General features: G+C 57.4%; 13 protein-coding genes and 5 pseudogenes. 8 read left to right on the forward strand and 10 right to left on the reverse strand.

All coding sequences use genetic code 11. The features are described from left to right. Positions 1-297: 297 nt before the first annotated feature. The 3 genes and pseudogenes from JZM24_RS03715 (at position 298) to JZM24_RS03720 (ending at position 2,074) form a co-directional block, all read left to right on the forward strand. On the forward strand, positions 298-1,107 hold the full coding sequence (locus JZM24_RS03715; protein ID WP_215668604.1) for a retropepsin-like aspartic protease: 810 nt from the start codon (positions 298-300) through the stop codon (positions 1,105-1,107). 83 nt (positions 1,108-1,190) lie between these two features. Beyond that, positions 1,191-1,322, forward strand: a pseudogene (locus JZM24_RS19605) (IS3 family transposase); the annotation flags it as partial. 84 nt (positions 1,323-1,406) lie between these two features. Further along, positions 1,407-2,074: pseudogene (locus JZM24_RS03720) on the forward strand (SDR family oxidoreductase). Between the two features lie 263 nt (positions 2,075-2,337). Here the strand turns inward: JZM24_RS03720 and exbD are convergent. Continuing rightward, complete coding sequence (exbD, locus tag JZM24_RS03725; protein WP_215668605.1) at positions 2,338-2,763, reverse strand: TonB system transport protein ExbD; 426 nt, start codon at positions 2,761-2,763, stop codon at positions 2,338-2,340. A gap of 23 nt (positions 2,764-2,786) precedes the next feature. Continuing rightward, positions 2,787-3,665, reverse strand: coding sequence for a tonB-system energizer ExbB (gene exbB, locus JZM24_RS03730; RefSeq protein WP_376775509.1), 879 nt, complete (start codon positions 3,663-3,665; stop codon positions 2,787-2,789). Positions 3,666-4,048: 383 nt separating this feature from the next. On the opposite strand from exbB, the pseudogene JZM24_RS03735 reads away from it, so the two are divergent. From JZM24_RS03735 to dkgA, 3 genes and pseudogenes are all read left to right on the forward strand, one after another. Further along, a pseudogene (locus JZM24_RS03735) lies at positions 4,049-5,058 on the forward strand (PLP-dependent transferase). 148 nt (positions 5,059-5,206) lie between these two features. Beyond that, a complete protein-coding gene (locus tag JZM24_RS03740) occupies positions 5,207-5,869 on the forward strand; it encodes a DedA family protein (RefSeq protein ID WP_215668606.1) in 663 nt (220 codons plus the stop codon). 144 nt (positions 5,870-6,013) lie between these two features. Continuing rightward, entirely contained in the window at positions 6,014-6,844 is an 831-nt protein-coding gene (gene dkgA, locus JZM24_RS03745) for a 2,5-didehydrogluconate reductase DkgA (protein ID WP_215668607.1), read from the forward strand. 38 nt (positions 6,845-6,882) lie between these two features. On the opposite strand, the gene ftsP is transcribed toward dkgA, so the two are convergent. The 3 genes from ftsP to parC form a co-directional block, all read right to left on the reverse strand. After that, positions 6,883-8,304: a cell division protein FtsP gene (gene ftsP / locus JZM24_RS03750; protein WP_215668608.1), complete on the reverse strand. Its 1,422-nt coding sequence runs from the start codon at positions 8,302-8,304 to the stop codon at positions 6,883-6,885. A 235-nt stretch (positions 8,305-8,539) separates the two neighbouring features. Further along, the gene (locus JZM24_RS03755) at positions 8,540-9,274 is read right to left on the reverse strand and encodes a 1-acylglycerol-3-phosphate O-acyltransferase (RefSeq protein ID WP_215668609.1); all 735 of its coding nucleotides are present in this window, start codon (positions 9,272-9,274) and stop codon (positions 8,540-8,542) included. Between the two features lie 156 nt (positions 9,275-9,430). Then, the gene (gene parC, locus JZM24_RS03760) at positions 9,431-11,704 is read right to left on the reverse strand and encodes a DNA topoisomerase IV subunit A (protein WP_215668610.1); all 2,274 of its coding nucleotides are present in this window, start codon (positions 11,702-11,704) and stop codon (positions 9,431-9,433) included. A gap of 270 nt (positions 11,705-11,974) precedes the next feature. Here parC and JZM24_RS03765 point away from each other — a divergent pair, with 270 nt between their 5' ends. Continuing rightward, the gene (locus tag JZM24_RS03765; protein ID WP_074011749.1) at positions 11,975-12,286 is read left to right on the forward strand and encodes a putative quinol monooxygenase; all 312 of its coding nucleotides are present in this window, start codon (positions 11,975-11,977) and stop codon (positions 12,284-12,286) included. 117 nt (positions 12,287-12,403) lie between these two features. Here JZM24_RS03765 and JZM24_RS19960 read toward each other — a convergent pair whose 3' ends face one another. Further along, complete coding sequence (locus JZM24_RS19960; RefSeq protein WP_442976089.1) at positions 12,404-12,487, reverse strand: small membrane protein YohP; 84 nt, start codon at positions 12,485-12,487, stop codon at positions 12,404-12,406. Between the two features lie 216 nt (positions 12,488-12,703). Beyond that, positions 12,704-13,902, reverse strand: a pseudogene (gene mtnK / locus JZM24_RS03770) (S-methyl-5-thioribose kinase). A gap of 125 nt (positions 13,903-14,027) precedes the next feature. Here mtnK and JZM24_RS03775 point away from each other — a divergent pair. Next, positions 14,028-14,972 (forward strand): annotated as a pseudogene (locus JZM24_RS03775) (S-methyl-5-thioribose-1-phosphate isomerase). Positions 14,973-15,188: 216 nt separating this feature from the next. Here JZM24_RS03775 and JZM24_RS03780 read toward each other — a convergent pair. From JZM24_RS03780 to JZM24_RS03790, 3 genes are read right to left on the reverse strand one after another with little or no spacing between them, the layout of a single operon-like run. Continuing rightward, entirely contained in the window at positions 15,189-15,734 is a 546-nt protein-coding gene (locus tag JZM24_RS03780) for a 1,2-dihydroxy-3-keto-5-methylthiopentene dioxygenase (RefSeq protein ID WP_215668611.1), read from the reverse strand. Next, positions 15,734-16,420, reverse strand: a complete 687-nt coding sequence (gene mtnC, locus JZM24_RS03785) for an acireductone synthase (RefSeq protein WP_215668612.1) — start codon at positions 16,418-16,420, stop codon at positions 15,734-15,736. The genes JZM24_RS03780 and mtnC overlap by 1 nt, the downstream gene beginning before the upstream one ends. Continuing rightward, positions 16,417-17,031, reverse strand: a complete 615-nt coding sequence (locus JZM24_RS03790) for a methylthioribulose 1-phosphate dehydratase (RefSeq protein ID WP_215668613.1) — start codon at positions 17,029-17,031, stop codon at positions 16,417-16,419. The genes mtnC and JZM24_RS03790 overlap by 4 nt, the downstream gene beginning before the upstream one ends. Positions 17,032-17,237 lie beyond the last annotated feature (206 nt).

The raw sequence follows: 17,237 nt of genomic DNA on the forward strand, positions 1-17,237 counted from the left end.
GCGTCGTCGTGCTGGCGGCGCCCGCGGTCATCAAGGTCAAGGGGACTATCTGCGCCGCCCTGTGCCGGATGACGGCCGCTCGAAGCAATGCGGAGGGTGCCAGCGACGCATTAGAGCTTGAAGACGGTGCTGTTGTTCCCGGGGCGCAGAGAGCCGGGCGCCAGCGTCCGACGGTACTTGTTGCGGATCCCCTGCGGTAAGTTTTACGGTATTATCACGCCATTGTCGTCAAAAGGCGCGGCTGTCGGTCACCCCCGCGTGGCCGCTACCTTTTGACCTGCCGGAGGACGTCATACCATGGATAGCCGTTACGCTTTTCGCCCTTTGTGGGCCAGTCTGGCCGTGTTGCTGGCCGTTATGCCGTGTGCGCCGACCTTTGCGGCGCAGGCGTCCGTGGAGAATCCGCCCGTCTTGAACGAACCGGTTCATCTGCTACACATGGTGGTGCCGGTAACCATTGCCGGCAACACCTACCGGTTTGTGCTGGATACCGGCGCCAGCTATACGGTGATTGATAAACGGCTGGCGCAAACGCTTACCCGACCCGCGACGTCGAATGAAATTCCTTCAGTCTTCCGCACCATTATGGCCAACGGCGTGGTCAGCACCCAGGGAAAGCTGAGTGCCGACCAGGTCACACTCAGGCGTTCGCTGCCGATAACGCTTGGCAACTATACGCTAACGGGCGTCAACCCTTGGTTGGCAATCGATCTGGACATTTTCAGCCAATCGTTGGGGGAAAAGGTGGATGGTGTTCTGGGCGTTGAGGTGTTCCGTCAGCTGAGCTGGGCGGTGGACAACCGCAGCCACAGGCTAACCGCCTGGCGTCATTCTCCGTCGCTAATGGGATATCAGCAATTCCTGCCTTATGAAGACCAGTTTGGCCGCTCGCCGGTATTGACGCTGGATTACAAAGCTTACACCATCAGTATGGTGGTCGATACCGGCGCGGTACAAAGTTTCGTCAGCGAGGATCTGATCGGCAGAATGAAAAAGCAGTATTGCAATGTCACCACAAGCTACCGGCAATCTCCCAGCGCCACCGCCAGCGGTATGGGCCACGATAATGACTACCTGATAGACGGCTTGACGTTTAACGTGATTTAGCCCCCTGAAACACCAGACAGTAGCTGTATCTCCAGATAAGAGATAGGCTTTAATATATGTCTAACACTAACGCCAATTTTGATATGGCCGGGATCCTGTTAGGTCAATAAGTCCGTAAACGTAAAACTCCTCAGGAAAAAATGGCCACTATTCAGCAGACGATGGATCCCGGTCATATCAAAATTGGCGTTAGTGTTAGACATATATTAAAGCCTATCTCTTATCTGGAGATACAGCTACTGTCTGGTGTTTCAGGGGGCTAAATCACAGCAAAATTTTAACAGTACATGGAGAGAATAATGGCGGATTATGATCGATATAAATTGCAGAATCCTGTGACTCAATATTCAAAGGACGGCTTTCCTAAGCAGCAGCAGAATCCGCCCGGTCTGCAAACCGACATGACGCCGGTACCTGATTGCGGGGAAAAAAGTTATCGCGGTAGCGGTCGTCTTGGAGGCCGCAAGGCACTGGTGGCCGGAAAGCAAACCGCCGTGAAAGATATCGCCGATCTCACCACCGAACAATTTCGAGAAACCTTTGAAACCAACGTAAAACCAACGTATTTTCTTTATTCTGGATGACCAAGGCCGCCCTGCCACATTTACCCCCCGGCGCGTCGATTATCACCACCTAGTCGATTCAGGCATACCAACCTAGTCCGACGCTGTTGGATTACGCCTCGACCAAGGCCGCCATCCTTAACTTCACCCGCGGGCTGGCCAAGCAAGTGGCGCAGAAAGGCATACGCGTCAACTGTGTCGCCCCGGGGCCTATATGTACCGTTTTACAGGTGGCCGGTGGACAGCAGACCGAGGCATTGCCATCATTCGGTACCTCGACCCCTCTGGGCCGCGCCGGGCAACCCGCGGAGCTGGCGCCTATCTATGTGTATCTGGCCTCGCAGGAATCCAGTTACGTGACGGCGGAAGTGCATGGCGTCACCGGGGGCAATCATTTGTGGTAAGGTAAAGACCAGGCGCGGCGTAGCTCATCGCGTTTGACGGTGAAAGCTTCACAAGTGAACTGGGAAACCAACAGGACAGGTCGGGTCGCCTCATATAGGGCGAATTGTCGCGCGCCAGGTGACCGGCTCCGCCGTGGGCCCACCATTACATCGGCCAACGGCAACATTAACCATCCAAGCGCCGGGACGCGGGTAGGGCCGGCGCGTTTTGGCGGGTCAGGACAACGCGAATAGAGACGTTGGCGACCGGGTGTGCCAGCACATTAGCCCTGACCGGGGGATTCCAAGCCTACTAACCCAACTTTGAAATACCCCGCCTTGCGCAAGCTATCCATGACCGACATTAACGTTGCGTAATCCACGCTCTTATCGGCCTGGAAAAATATTGGCGTGTCTTTATTACCCTGGGTCTGTTCGTCCAACGTTTGGGCCAGCGTCGCCATTGTCACCGTCTTATCGCCGATAAAAAGTTGCTTGTCCGCTTTAACCGATAAATACAATGGCTTATCAGGCCGCGGTTTAGTCGCTGCGGTGGAATTGGGTAAATCCACCCGGATATCCACCGTTGCCAGCGGCGCGGCGACCATGAAGATAATCAGCAGCACCAGCATGACATCGATAAAAGTGGTAACGTTGATATCGTGCATTTCGCCGTCGGTATCAACATCCTCATTCAAATGCATCGCCATTACTTATCCAACCAGAAATTTAGTCACCTGTGCGGACACTTGGCTGCCCGCTTCCGCGGCCAGATCCAAATCGCGGCCGAGAAACAGCAGAAGTTGCGCGGCGCAGTTGCCAGTAGCGCTTCAGCGATACCGGGCGCCACAACCGCCAGATTGGTGGTCTGGGTATGGGCGATACCGATGAAACTGTTCATGATGCCCCAAACGGTGCCGAACAGGCCAATAAAGGGAGAAATCGCGCCGATGGTGGCCAGAAAGCCATTGCCTTTACCCATGGCGCGGCTAACGCCGGCCACCCGACGCTCCAAACGAAAGGCCACGCGCTCTTTGATCCCGTTGTTGTCGATAAGACGGGCCGACAGATCCAATTCGTTGGCGGTCTCGGCCAATAAACTGGCGCTCAGGCTGCGGGGGGAGAAATTCGCCGCCACCGTTGTCGCTTGATCCAGGCTGCGCACGTCTTTCAAAAGCAGCAACTCACGGCGCAGGCGCCGTTTAACCGCCAGCAGTTCGGCGCCTTTACCGAAAAATAATGCCCAGGTGACCACCGAGGCCAACAGCAGGCCGATCATGACAATTTTTACCACCACATCGGCGTGTAGATACATGCCCAAAACGGAGAGATCCATTTGCATCAGTTGCTGCTGCGCGGGCGTCTCCCCTACGGGAACCGGCAGCGATAACGGGCCGCTGGCCGCTGTCTGTGCGGCGGCCGGCACCGGGGACGTATCGGCGGCGCCGGTGTCGGACGCGCAAGCATCAGATTGCGTGGCGGTCGGTGTCGCAGCAGTGGCCTGCGCGGCGAGAGCATTGCCCGCCACGCCTGCGCTCAGAAGCAGGCTCAGGAAAATGCCGCGCAACATCATGGCGAATACTGCGCCTTGCCCGGTTGATACGCCGCTCAATAATAAATTCTGTTGCTTAACAGCAGATTTCACGCTGTGCCTCCACCCGATACTGACCCAAGAATAATTCAGCCAGAATAATAGCAAATGGGACAGGAATTGATAGTGGTTCTCATTATTATTTGTGCTTGTCACCTGCGGGGTAATTTCAGGGTAAATGGGTCACCTGAGTGATGAAAGCTATCGCGTTTTCAAAACCGCCGCCGGGATAGCGTTCGAGGCCTGCAAGCGATGGAGCGTGATCGCTATATCCGCTGTCGCCGGGGGACAAAGGCGGGCAAAACGTCTGCCCCGCACACGCCATAAGTGTTAATCTGAATCGGATGGGCATCCCAGCCGCCACGTACGGCATGAAATATATGGCAGAAGGCAAAGCGCGAATAATGACGTCGAAGAAATTAGAAACGGTGCTGATTAGCGCCGGCAGAAAACCCGCATTTACGCAGGGTTCGGTGAATCCGGTCATCCAGCGGGCGTCCTCGCTGGTCTTTGATTCCGTCCAGCACAAGAAAAAGGCCACGGCGGGACGCGCCAGCGGCGAGATGTATTACGGTCGGCGCGGCACGCTGACACACTTTTCCCTGCAGCAGGCGATGGTGGAGCTGGAAGGCGGCGCTGGCTGCGCGCTCTATCCGTGCGGTACCGCAGCGGTCAGCAACGCTATTCTGTCTTTCGTCTCGGCGGGCGATCATATTCTGGTCACCGGTTCGGCTTATGAGCCTACGCAGGACTTCTGCCGGCATATCCTCGGCAAAATGAATATTACGACCACTTGGTTCAATCCGCTTATTGGCGCGGATATTGGCGATCTGATTCAGGATAATACGCGGGTGGTGATGCTGGAATCGCCAGGGTCAATTACCATGGAAGTGCAGGATATTCCTGCTATCGTGCGTGCGGTACGTGCCAAAAATACAGATATTGTCATTATGTTGGATAATACCTGGGCGGCAGGGATACTGCTAAAAGCGTTGGATTTGGGCGTGGATATTTCCCTTCAAGCCGGCACCAAATATCTTATCGGCCATTCCGATGCGATGATCGGCACCGCGGTGGCCAACGCGCGCTGCCGGGAAGCAAAGGCCATGAAGCCTTTGTTCGAGACTTCACCGGCGCCAGCGGGCTGTTTTCCTTCGTGCTTAAACAACGATTAAGCGATGATCAACTGGCACATTATCTGGATAACTTTACTCATTTCAGTATGGCTTACTCCTGGGGCGGTTTTGAGTCGCTGATATTGGCGAACCAGCCGGAAGAACTGGCGGCCATCCGCCCCGCCGGTGGCGTCTATTTCACCGGCACGCTGGTTCGGCTGCATATAGGACTGGAGAACTGCGAGGATTTGATCGACGATTTGGCCTCAGGCTTCGCCCGCATCGCGCCACGCAAGTGATGAATTCGCGTTTATGCGCCGATTAATCGCCGGTTGACGCTTTGCTGACTAAAATAGATTAAAAAAAGTGTTTGGTTGGGTGATGGATCAAGGACTGCTGACCGGCGTGGCGCTAAGCTGTCGATAAAATGTGAGTAAGCAGGTTGAGATGAATATACTAGAAGAGATTATCCGGGCGCTCTGGCATCAGGATTTTGCCGCTTTGGCCGATCCCCGGGTGATTTGGGTGGTCTATGGGGTAATGTTTACCACGCTGTTTTTAGAAAATGGGCTGCTGCAGGCCTCCTTTTTGCCGGGTGATAGTCTGCTGCTGCTCTCGGGCGCGATGGTCTCCAAAGGCGTAATGGCGTTCTTTCCCACGTTGATTATTCTCAGCGCGGCGGCGGGACCTGGCTGCTGGTTCAGTTACCTGCAAGGTCGCTGGTTGGGAGACACGCGTATTGTCAGAAGCTGGCTGCTCCATCTGCCCGCCCACTATCATTTGCGCGCTTACACCATGTTCAATCGCCATGGCCTGACTGCCCTGCTGGTCGGCCGCTTTCTGGCTTTTGTGCGTACGCTTCTGTCTACCATGGCCGGCATTTCCGGCCTCAGCAATACCCGTTTCCAGCTGTTCAATTGGTTAAGCGCGTTAATCTGGGTCACCGTGCTGGTTTCGCTCGGCTATGCCATCAGCCATGTGCCGGTGGTTAAGCATCATGAGGATCAAGTGATGATGGCGTTGATTGTTTTGCCCGTAGTGCTGCTGGTCACCGGTTTGATAGGCAGCGTGCTGCTGATTATCCGCCGCCTGCTGGTCAAAAACGCTTAGCACGCCCCTGCACCTGAGTGCCAACGGGTGTTGCGGGCGCGGCTGGCGAGCAACACGTTAAACGGCGTCGGCGGAACCTGTTCCCTTATTAATAACCTTCGCCGCCCCGCGCGGGTGCGGCGGTTGGACAAAAAAGGAGAAATCATGACAACGCAACATACGGTCACATTCCATGATGGACACACCATGCCGCAATTGGGTTTGGGGGTCTGGAAAGCCACTAACCAGGAAGTCCTCACCGCAGTTGAGGCGGCGCTGGAGGCCGGTTATCGCTCCATTGATACCGCGGCGATGTATAAAAATGAAGAAGGCGTAGGTCAGGCGCTGCAGGGCGCAACGATCCCACGGCAACAACTGTTTATTACCACTAAATTGTGGAACGGCGATCAAACCAGAGTGCCCAAGGCTATTGATCAAAGTCTGACCAAGCTGCGGCTGGATTATGTCGACCTTTATCTGATGCATTGGCCGGTGCCCAGCCAGGATAACTATGTGCAAGCCTGGCGCGAGATGGTGAAGCTGAAGGAGGAAGGGCTGGCCAAAAGCATTGGGGTATGCAATTTTGAGCCACACCATCTTCAGCGCCTGCTGGATGAAACCGGCGTGGTGCCGGTGATAAATCAGATCGAGCTGCATCCGCTGTTACAACAACAGGCATTGCGGACATTTGATGCCCGCCACCAGATTTTGACCGAATCATGGAGTCCTATGGCCCAGGGCGGCAAAGGGGTATTTGATCAGGCAATCATCCGCGAACTGGCAGAAAAATACGGTAAAACGCCGGCGCAAATCGTCATTCGCTGGCATATCGATAGCGGATTAGTCGTGATCCCTAAATCGGTAACGCCGGCGCGGATCCGCGCCAACTTTGCGGTGTTTGAATTTAGTCTGGCGCAAAATGACCTTGACGCCATCGCCAAATTGGACAGCGGCAAACGGCTGGGTTCGCATCCAGATACCATGGCGGCAGTCTGATTGGAGAGCCATCTGACGCCGCAGCATGAATGCCGCCGTTACCCCATGGAAGGGGGCTGTACCACAAATTGCCCCGCCGCGCCGCGATCGGCCATCTCCAACGTCTGGCTATAATAAAGATAAGGGAAGTGATCCGGCGCCATTTGTGGGAACCAGACCAGCAATTCTACTTCGTTATCAACCCACACCGTATCTTTCCAGCCCTGATCTTCCGGCAACGGCATACTGCCATTGACGCGCTTAATCAAAAAAGCCACGCCCTGGATATGAAACGCATGCGGAGTGTTGGTGTGGACTATCCAACGCTCAAAACTGCCCTGTAAGCTTTGGAAGTCGTTACGGCTCATATTCCATAACGCGCCATTAATATCGGGAGTGGAGCCACCGAGCGAAAATTCGCGTGTGCGGCTGATACCGCCGCCAATGAGCTGGTCGAACAGCAAACGCATGGGCAGGTTATCGGTAACCAGCGGTAGCAGCCCTGTCGGTTTAAGCGTCAGCACCGTGGTATTGACCAGTATCGACGAGGGCTCAAAGAAGCCGCGAACCCTGTCCATCAGGCCGGCCGCTTCACCGGCGGTGATGGCTACCTCTTCCCCTTTGGACATATCGATAAGGATTTCACGGCGCTCGCCAGGTGCCAGCGACAGCCGGATAACCGGCACCGGCGCCGGCAGAAAGCCCTGGTCGCCGGCAACGACCTGCATGGCGCGGCCGTCTCTCAGCTGCAGCTGATAACGCCGGGCGTTTGAGGCATTGAGCAGCCGCAGACGCACCCAACCCCGCGACACCTCCACAAACGGATTCTGCGCACCGTTCACCAGCAGCGTATCACCGAGAAAACCGCCGCTCGCGGGAGGGTTATAGACCGGCTGACCAAAGTTATCCAGCCGTTTGTCCTGGATAATGAGCGGGAAGTCATCGACGCCATAATGATTCGGCAGCGGCAGCACCTTACTGACCGCATCCTCCACCAGCCAGAGCCCCGTCAGACCGTTGTAGACGTGCGGTGCCATCCGGTTTGGCGTATTGGCATGGTACCAGCAGGTGCCGGCCGGTTGCCGGATGGGCAGCACCTGCGACCAATCGGCACCCGGCGACATCATCCGCGCCGCGCCGCCCATGAGCGTACCTGGCGCCTGCAGACCGCTGATGGTCATTGCCACCGGTTCCGTCAGGCGATTATTATAAATAAGCTTGACGTCATCGCCATTGAACACCCGCACCGTCGGGCCGAGGTAGCCGCCGTTAATGCCCCAGGTGGCGGCGCGCCGACCGGCGGCAAAAGTCCAATGCGAGCGCTGCAGCGTCAAAAATAACGGCTGGCCGCGGCGCGACTCCAGCAAGGGTGGGATCGGCAGCGCAACGGGCGTTTCGTCGGCTTGCGCCTGCAGCGGCAACGCGCTGGCCGCAAGGGTAACCCCCGTTGCCTGAATAAACAGACGCCGACTGAGTGACATATCTGCTCCATTAGACAAGGCAAAGCTTTTCTCGTAATGTCCGGCCTGGGACAGGCCGGGAAATCGTCAATCGTACACCGGCACCGCTGAAGGGCCACATCTGGGCCGGGCCGGGGGCCACCGTTACGGCCCCGGACGGCGTCTGAGAGAGACGCTTTCGACACCGGTCCGCTTCGACGCGCCGTTGTGCGCCTCGCGACCGGCATTGCAACCGGCATCGCGGAGTCGGGAGCCTTCAGCGCTCGACGGATTCCCGTCGCGCCACTTCCGCATTCAGATCGTCTAGTTTGTTTTTCATAATATCCCGACAGTGTCTGGTCAACGCGCGCACCTGCTCCCGGCTGTAGCCGGCTGTTGCCACCGGCGGCATAATTTCTATGATGACCAAACCGTTAGACCAGCGATTGAGTTTGATTTTGTTCGAGGTATTTGAAACGCAAATCGGCACAATGGGAACATCGGCGGCAATGGCGGTATAAAACGCCCCGGTTTTAAACGGCAGCAATCCGCGACCGCGGCTGCGGGTGCCTTCTGGAAACATCCAGATGGAAATATTGCGCTTTTTGATGCTCTGTACGATCTCGGTGAGCGTGCTGTGGGCGCGAGCGCTGTTATCGCGATCGATAAGCAGATTGCCGGTCAGCCAATAAAGCGGCCCGAACAGCGGGATCCACAGCAGGCTTTTTTTCCCCACCGTGACGGTGCGGGGCTGCACCACATACGCGGCGGTAACCATATCGTAATTGTTCTGATGATTGGCGATATAAATGCAATTTTGCGGCAGCGTCACACCTGCGGGATGACGAACTTCCACCCGGATGCCAAACAAAGGCGACATACGGCCGAACCAGCGGCCAAAGGTGGCGACATGACGAGGGTTTCGCGGGCTGAACAAGCAATAAATCAAGCCAAAAACGCAGATGATTATCGACAACAGCACCACCAAAATGGTGCGAACAATAGCGAGCATAGTTACCTCTTAACCTTCAGCCGTCGCTAGTATACCGGCTTCCTGACAAAATACACGGTTATTCCCCCCGGTGGCCGGGCGGCGGTTGAAAACAGCGAAGAGCATCACCTATCAGCATGGAGAAACCGGCCGGGCATTGCCCGCCCGGCGCGCAAATTACGCCATTTCCTCGTCGCCGCTGCCGGCCAGCGGATCGGTGACTTCCACCCGGTCGATATGCTGCAATCCGCGTGGCAATAGCGTCCCCTTACGCCCGCGTTCGGCGCTGAATTTCTGCAGATCTTCCGGACGCAGGGTCAGCTTGCGTTTGCCGACGTGGAAGGTGACCGAAGCCTTGGTAGACAGGAGGTACAGGCCGGCGAGCCGATCTTTGCCCGCCGCCGCGTCCGCGGCGGGAATAGAGATGATTTTATTGCCTTTCCCTTTCGACAGCTGCGGCAGATCGTCAACCGGGAACATTAACAGGCGACCGGCTTCGGTTAACGCCAGAAGCTTATCGGCGGCGCCTTGCAACCATAACGGCGGCATGACTTTGGCGTTTTCCGGCAACGTCAATAACGCCTTGCCGGCGCGATTACGCGCCACTAGATCGCTGAAACTGCACACAAATCCGTAGCCGGCATCGGAGGCCATCAGCAGTTTTCGATCGTCTGCGCCGGTGAGCATCTGCTCGATTGATGCGCCCGGCGGTAACGTCAGCTTACCGGTCAACGGCTCGCCCTGGCAGCGCGCCGAAGGCAGGCCGGCGGGCTCAAGCGCGTAGCTGCGTCCGGTAGAATCGATGAATACCACCGGCTGATTGCTCTTGCCACGCACAGACGACATATAATTGTCGCCGGACCGGTAACCGAGCCTGCTGGGATCGATATCGTGACCCTTGGCGCTGCGCACCCAGCCCATGGTGGATAGGATAACCGTCACCGGCTCCGAGGGAATAAGCTCGTTTTCGCTCAGCGCTTTTGCCTCGCCACGCTCCACCAATGGAGAGCGGCGCGCGTCGCCGTAAGCGGCGGCATCCGCATCAATTTCTTTTTTCATCAAGTTGCTCAGCTTGCGTTCCGAGGCGAGGATTGCCTGCAGCTTGTCGCGTTCTTTCGCAAGCTCATCCTGTTCGCCGCGCAGCTTCATTTCTTCCAGTTTGGCCAAATGACGAAGTTTTAACTCGAGGATGGCGTCGGCCTGCGTCTCGCTGAGCTCGAAGCGCTGCATCAAAACCTGTTTCGGCTCGTCCTCGGTGCGGATGATGTGGATAACCTCATCCAGGTTAAGGTAGGCCACCAGCAGGCCGGTCAGGATATGCAGCCGGCGCAAGACCTTTTCCAACCGGAAGTTCAGCCGGCGTCGAACGGTGTCGCGGCGATAAACCAGCCATTCCGACAAGATTTCGTGCAGGTTTTTCACCGCCGGACGGCCGTCCAGCCCGATCATGTTCATATTGACGCGGTAGCTGCGTTCCAAATCGGTGGTGGCGAACAGATGGTTCATCACCTGCGTCAGATCAACGCGATTGGAGCGCGGGACGATGACCAGACGGGTCGGGTTTTCATGGTCCGATTCGTCGCGCAGATCCTCCACCATCGGCAGTTTCTTTGCGCGCATCTGGCTGGCTATCTGTTCCAGCACCTTGGCGCCTGACACCTGATGCGGCAACGCGCTGATGACCGCCTCGCCGTCCTCGACAGTCCACAGCGCGCGCATGCGCACGGAGCCACGCCCGGTCTGGTAAATTTTGCGCAGATCGTCCTTGGGGGTAATGATTTCCGCCTCGGTGGGAAAATCCGGCCCCTTTACATATTCCAGCAATTGCTCCAGCGTGGCGGCAGGATTGCTCAGCAGCGCAATCGCGGCGGTCGCCACTTCGTTAACGTTATGCGGCGGGATATCGGTCGCCATCCCGACCGCAATGCCGGTGGTGCCGTTTAGCAACACGTTCGGCAACCGCGCCGGCAGCATTTTCGGCTCTTCCAGCGTGCCGTCGAAGTTTGGCACATAATCAACCGTGCCCTGTCCTAGCTCGCCCAGCAACACCTCGGCGTAGCGGGACAAACGCGATTCGGTATAGCGCATGGCGGCGAAGGATTTGGGATCGTCCGGCGCCCCCCAGTTGCCCTGACCGTCCACCATCGGATAGCGGTAGGAGAAAGGTTGCGCCATTAATACCATGGCCTCATAGCAGGCGCTGTCGCCGTGGGGATGGTATTTACCCAAGACGTCGCCAACGGTGCGCGCCGATTTTTTGTATTTCGCGCTGGCGTTCAGCCCCAGTTCCGACATGGCATAGACGATGCGCCGTTGCACCGGTTTGAGCCCGTCGCCGATAAACGGCAGCGCGCGATCCATGATGACGTACATGGAATAGTTGAGGTACGCGTTTTCGGTAAATTTATGCATCGCCAGGCGTTCGGCGCCGTCATGAGTCAGCTCGCTCATTGATGATTGTTTCCTCTGACCGCGGCAGGGTCACGTGAGCAGTCACATCCCTGGGCCGCGGGTATGGGGTTAGTGAGCATGATACTACCCTATCGCCCCCCCGCTGTCACATCACTCGCATGGGCGCTTTTGGGTCAGCGTGGCTAAGCCGTGGCCGCATTCAGTATAATAAGGGGTCAAATCACGGATGCGATAAAATATCACGAGCATCCGACCCGCGTCTTTGGTTAACTATTGGCGCCCCCGAACGAAAGCGAAACAGAGGAAGCGATGATCACGGTAATTGCAGAAATCAAAGTCAAACCGGGACGAAGAGAAGCGGTTTTAGCCGCTATCGAAGCGCTTAGGCCCAACGTGCTGGCCGAAGACGGATGTGGCGAATATACCTTGCTCACCGACTATAAAGCGCAAGTACCGTGGCGTAAAACTGCTCCCGACTCCATTTTTATGCTGGAACAATGGAAGAGTATTCGGCATTTGGAGCAGCACCAACAAACGGCGCATATGGATGCCCACCGCGCCAATATTCGCGATGATGTAATGGATGTGACTTTTCATATTTTGGAGAAACGCACCGGCTGAACCCGGCATGGGTAATCAATAGGGGTAAGTTGCGGCTTACCTTTTTATCCCCGCATCACGCGAGGCGCAGCGGCGTGAGGCTGGCGCTAACGGGAGCGCCGTTAGCGCCGGACGGCATCAGAAGATCAATTTAAATACACCGGTCAACGTCAGCAGGCCGACGATAAAAATAATGGCAATTATCCACAGAAATATTTTCATTCCCTGTTCCTTCTCGTTAAGTGATGCTCGTTTTGACTATAAGTCGATGATATCGTTATTTGAGTATAGAAGAGGAATCAGGATTTACCGTATCAGCAGGAAGAAATTTCTCCCTCGCGCAACGGCCTGCGCACAACAGAAAGCCGATTGGCCCGTATCGATGCGGGCCGGTCGTTCGGGGTAAACCGGCGCCCGTCCACGGCAAGTGGCGGCCGCTCAGGCATGTTGACGTATGCGGGCATCCAGCGCGGCGGCGTCGGTGATATGTGGCGCGGCGAGGATAAGCATTTTGCCCAGCGCCAGCGCCTGGCGCTGGCAGGCGTGACGCATATCGGCATCCTGTATGCCATCAGGATCGCTCACATGCGCCATCCCTACCGTGCGCCGGATAAGCTCGGTGCCGCAATATCCTATGGCGTCTTGTAACACCTCGCGCAAAAACAGCTGGACATACCCCGGCTCGGCCAGCGTGAGATCGCGGCTTTTTTCCGCCGCCAGGGCGTGGAATCCCTCGCTGAACGCCTGCCAGACCTCCTGCACATCCAGCAGGCGTTGCTCGCGTCCCGCCGCGGCTTCGCGCAGCGCTAACAGCCCCGGCAAACCGCAATAATTCAGCAGCAGATTCCCGATGGCAGTGCCGATATCAAAGCCCACGGGGCCATAATAGTTGAATTCGGCATCAATCACTTTTAGTCGCGCGCGGGCAACAAAGAGAGAGCCGCTATGAATATCCCTATGCAACAGCGCTTCCGCCTTCGTCAAAAAGCGGTGTTTCAGCGCCGCCACCCGCAGCTTCAATTCCCGATCGTCACGCAACGCCGCCGCGTCCTGCGCCAGTTCCGGCTCATAGGCATTGCGCTCATGAACACGATAGGGATCGGTAAAAAACAGATCTTCCGTTATCCGGCACATTTCAGGATTGACAAAACGGGCGACCTCTTTTTTTTTCTCCTCGGGCGGCTGGTAAAAATCGGAGGTGTGAAACAACTTCTGCGCCAGAAATTCGCCCAATTGGCGGGCGGCGTCAGGGTACCAGCGCCCTTGACCAGCTCGCTACGCCAAATATGGTGGTCAGAAAGATCTTCCAGCACCATCGTCGCCAGTTGCGGGTCATGATGCACGACCCGCACCGTGTAGGCAGGACAATAGCGACCATGAATAAACAGGGTTTCCGCCTCGATACGCGCGCGATCAAGCGTTAGCGGCCAGGATTCACCCACGCAGCGGACATACGGCAGCGCCTGTTTAACGATGACCCGGCTGACGCCGTCGGCATCAAGAATTTTAAACACCAGATTGAGATTGCCGTCACCAATTTCCTGTGCGGCGCAAAGCGTCTCGGGGTTGCTGAGGCCGGCGAAACGGCGGGCATAGGCTACCGCGTCGGCGGCAGTAAGGGTACGGTACATTGTCATATCGGCTTCCATGATGCGCTGCAAAAAGGCCGTAAAGTCGTAAAACCATGTAGACGTCTATACATCTCGATGGCATGTTGGCAGAATAGTAAACCAGATGCAATAACCGGACAGGGACAACAGCGATGCAGACGTTTAGCACCACCATCCTGCGGGTCAGGGATAATCAGCTATGGATTTTGGATCAGCAGGCGCTGCCGCAACAGCAGCGCTGGCATCTGGCGGAGAATGTGGCGCAGTTGGTGTACCACATTCGCATGCTACGCGTGCGGGGAGCGCCGCTTATCGGTCTGGCAGCCAGCGTGCTGATGGCACTGTTGGCGGAAAGTGGTCAGAGCCGGACGCGGCTTGAGCGCGACTTGGCGATACTGCGCACGGCGCGCCCGACCGCGGTAAACCTGATGAATAACCTGGCGCGCATGGCGCAGGCGTTGACACAGCCGGATTTCGTCAGCGCCATGGGGCAGGAAGCGCTGCGGCTGGTCGCGGAGGATCGGGCGCTGTGCGACGCCATTGCCCGGCACGGCGCCGCGCTGGGGGTGATAGCTCTTGCCCACCGTCAGGGCAATATCGACCAGGTGTGGGTAGATGAAACCCGACCGCTGCTGCAGGGCGGCCGGCTTACCGCCTGGGATCTGGGCATCCCTTACCGGCTGATATGCGATGGGATGGCGGCCGACCTCATGGCGCGCGGCCAGGTGAACGCCGTCTGGGTCGGCGCCGACAGAATCGCCGCCAATGGCGATGTTGCCAATAAGATTGGCACTTACAGTCTGGCCGTACTGGCCCGCTGGCACGGGGTGCCGTTTTATGTGGCGGCGCCCCATACCACCTGCGACGCCCGCTGCCCCAGCGGCGAGTCGATCCCCATTTAGCAACGCGACGCCGCCGAGGTGACCGGCGTCGCCGGCAGCTTCGGCCAGTGCCAGTGGGCGCCGTCCGGGGCGGAGGTCTACAATCCGGCCTTTGACGTCACGCCGGCGGCGCTGATCGACGGCTGGGTGCTGGATACCGGCATCGTGACGCCGCAGCAGGTAGCAGAAGGGCTGTTCAGTCGGCCGTTGTGCTAAGGCGGTGTCGCGCCGGTGAAACGACTAAACACCGGCTGACAGTCACCGCACCGGTAAGATGAGCATCGCGTCGGTAACACCCTCACCGCACCGGTAAGGTGAGCATCGCGTCGGTAACACCCTCACCACAACGGTAAGGCATCTCTCAGTCGGTAAGACGTTTATATAAAGCGGTAAGGCGGTTGCCGCGGCCACGGGTTGGCCGGTACCGCTTGCCTAACGTACCAGGCGTGGATACGCATCAGCAATGGCATCGCCGGTGAAGCGGTCGATCCAGCCCTCCGGGTTATCAAACACCCGGATAGCGGTAAAATGTGGCGCCTCGCCCATATCAAACCAGTGCGGCGTCCCTGCGGGTACCGAGATCAAATCATTCTTTTCGCACAGTATCTGATAGATTTTACCCTGTATATGCAGGCAAAACAGACCGGCGCCCTCGACGAAAAACCGCACTTCATCTTCGCCGTGAGTATGCTCCGCCAAAAATTTCGCGCGCAGAGCTTCGCGCTGTGGATTATCCGGGCGCATGCTGATGACATCCCAGCTTTGATAGCCTTTTTCCGCCACCAGTCGATCGATAGCATGCTGATAGGCAGCGATCACCGTCTCGGCGTCGGGGTTCGCTCCCAATTCGCTGTCGGCCTGCCAGCGCTCGAAACGCACGCCGATAGCGTTCAGCTCACGCTGAATGGCATCACCCTCGTGGCTTTGCCAACGCGGCGCCGTGGCATCGGTATCGGAATAAATGGTCAGTGCGCTCATTAAGCAAACTCCTGCAGGTTTATCTGATCAAAACGACGCGCCTGCGGGTGGCTGCCGCCGGCGGTATCATCGTCGCGAATAAGCTGACAGGTACGCCATCCGGCAGCACGAGCTGCATCAAGCTCCTGATAAACATCGGATAAGAATAAAATAGCCTCCGGCGGCAGCGCCAGTTCGGCGGCGATAGTCTGATAGGCGTCGCAGTGCCGTTTCGCGCCGACGCGGGTATCAAAGTAGTGGCTGAATAGCCCACACAGATCGCCCTTGACGCTATAGCCGAACAGCAGTTGCTGCGCTTCGACCGATCCCGACGAATAAACGCCAAGCACCAGCCCCTGGCGGTGCCAGGCCGTGAGCTGCGGCATCACGTCATCGTAAACATGGCCAAGGAAGTCACCCCGGCGATAGCCTTCACGCCAGATAATGCCCTGCAGGGTTTTCAGCGCCGGTGATTTACGATCCTCATCCATAAAACCGTATAGCGCCGTCAACAGGTTCGCGTTGTCGGCGTCTTGCTGACCGATCTCCGCGCGCAGCCCTTGTAACGCCTGTGCGATCTCGGCATCAATAGCGTGGGTTTGCACTACCTCCGCCAACCGTTCACGGGCATAAGGGAACAGCACCTGGTGCACAAAGCGAATATCGCTGGTGGTGCCCTCAATATCGGTAATCACCGCACGGATCATCTGGCCTCCAGCAGACGGCGGCGCCACTCGCACTCAAACAGAAATTCGAGACCTTCCAGATGGCGCCGGGCCTCGCGCACGTCCCGCCCCCAGCAGGTCAGCCCGTGGCCGCGCGTCAGAAAACCATAGCGCAGGGGGGTTATCGCATCGTGCCGGGCAATGCGCTGCACCAGCGCGGGAATATCCTGGGAATTATCAAAAACGGCGATCGTTACTTCCTCACGATGATCGGTTTGTCCCGTCAGCGATTTTTGCATTTCGTAACCAGACAACCGCAGAGCGCTTCCCTGCTCCGCCAGCGACAGCACCGTTGCGCTGACCGAATGGGTATGGAGCACGCAGCCGACATCGGGAAATCGCCGGTAAAGGAAGGTATGTAAGCCGGTTTCAGCCGAAGGCCGGCGGCCGGGCTGCGCCGAACCGGTATGGATATCCACGGTGAGAAAATCGTCGGCGTCGAGGTGGCCTTTATCCAGGCCGGACTCGGTGATATAGCAGCTGCGCGCGCCTCGTCGCTGCGACATGTTGCCGCCGGTGGCCGGGCTCCAGACCCTCGCCCCTATCCAACGGCAGGCCCCGACCAATTCAGCCAATTGCATATTTTCCGCCATAAGCGTCCTTGTTAAAACCGGCCGGAAGCGGTGCCATCCGGGGATCTAGCAATCTGTATGTCTTGATGGCCAAATACTAACACCGACGCCCGACGCCGGCAACCCAACGTCGGGTCCTGCCGCGCAAGGGGGAGGTTGGCCTTCAGCGCCTGCTGAAGGCCTTAAACGCCGAATTCCGGCGCTGGCAAGGCGAGGATTGGGGGAAA

The sequence above is a fragment of the Candidatus Sodalis endolongispinus genome (genome assembly GCF_018777395.1).
Lineage (GTDB): Bacteria > Pseudomonadota > Gammaproteobacteria > Enterobacterales > Enterobacteriaceae > Sodalis_B > Sodalis_B endolongispinus.

Coding starts and splice junctions, on each gene's coding strand:
- JZM24_RS03715 (WP_215668604.1), top strand. CDS start 298: ATGGATAGCCGTTACGCTTTTCGCCCTTTGTGGGCCAGTCTGGCCGTG.
- exbD (WP_215668605.1), bottom strand. CDS start 2,763: ATGGCGATGCATTTGAATGAGGATGTTGATACCGACGGCGAAATGCAC.
- JZM24_RS03740 (WP_215668606.1), top strand. CDS start 5,207: ATGAATATACTAGAAGAGATTATCCGGGCGCTCTGGCATCAGGATTTT.
- dkgA (WP_215668607.1), top strand. CDS start 6,014: ATGACAACGCAACATACGGTCACATTCCATGATGGACACACCATGCCG.
- ftsP (WP_215668608.1), bottom strand. CDS start 8,304: ATGTCACTCAGTCGGCGTCTGTTTATTCAGGCAACGGGGGTTACCCTT.
- JZM24_RS03755 (WP_215668609.1), bottom strand. CDS start 9,274: ATGCTCGCTATTGTTCGCACCATTTTGGTGGTGCTGTTGTCGATAATC.
- parC (WP_215668610.1), bottom strand. CDS start 11,704: ATGAGCGAGCTGACTCATGACGGCGCCGAACGCCTGGCGATGCATAAA.
- JZM24_RS03765 (WP_074011749.1), top strand. CDS start 11,975: ATGATCACGGTAATTGCAGAAATCAAAGTCAAACCGGGACGAAGAGAA.
- JZM24_RS19960 (WP_442976089.1), bottom strand. CDS start 12,487: ATGAAAATATTTCTGTGGATAATTGCCATTATTTTTATCGTCGGCCTG.
- JZM24_RS03780 (WP_215668611.1), bottom strand. CDS start 15,734: ATGAGCGCACTGACCATTTATTCCGATACCGATGCCACGGCGCCGCGT.
- mtnC (WP_215668612.1), bottom strand. CDS start 16,420: ATGATCCGTGCGGTGATTACCGATATTGAGGGCACCACCAGCGATATT.
- JZM24_RS03790 (WP_215668613.1), bottom strand. CDS start 17,031: ATGGCGGAAAATATGCAATTGGCTGAATTGGTCGGGGCCTGCCGTTGG.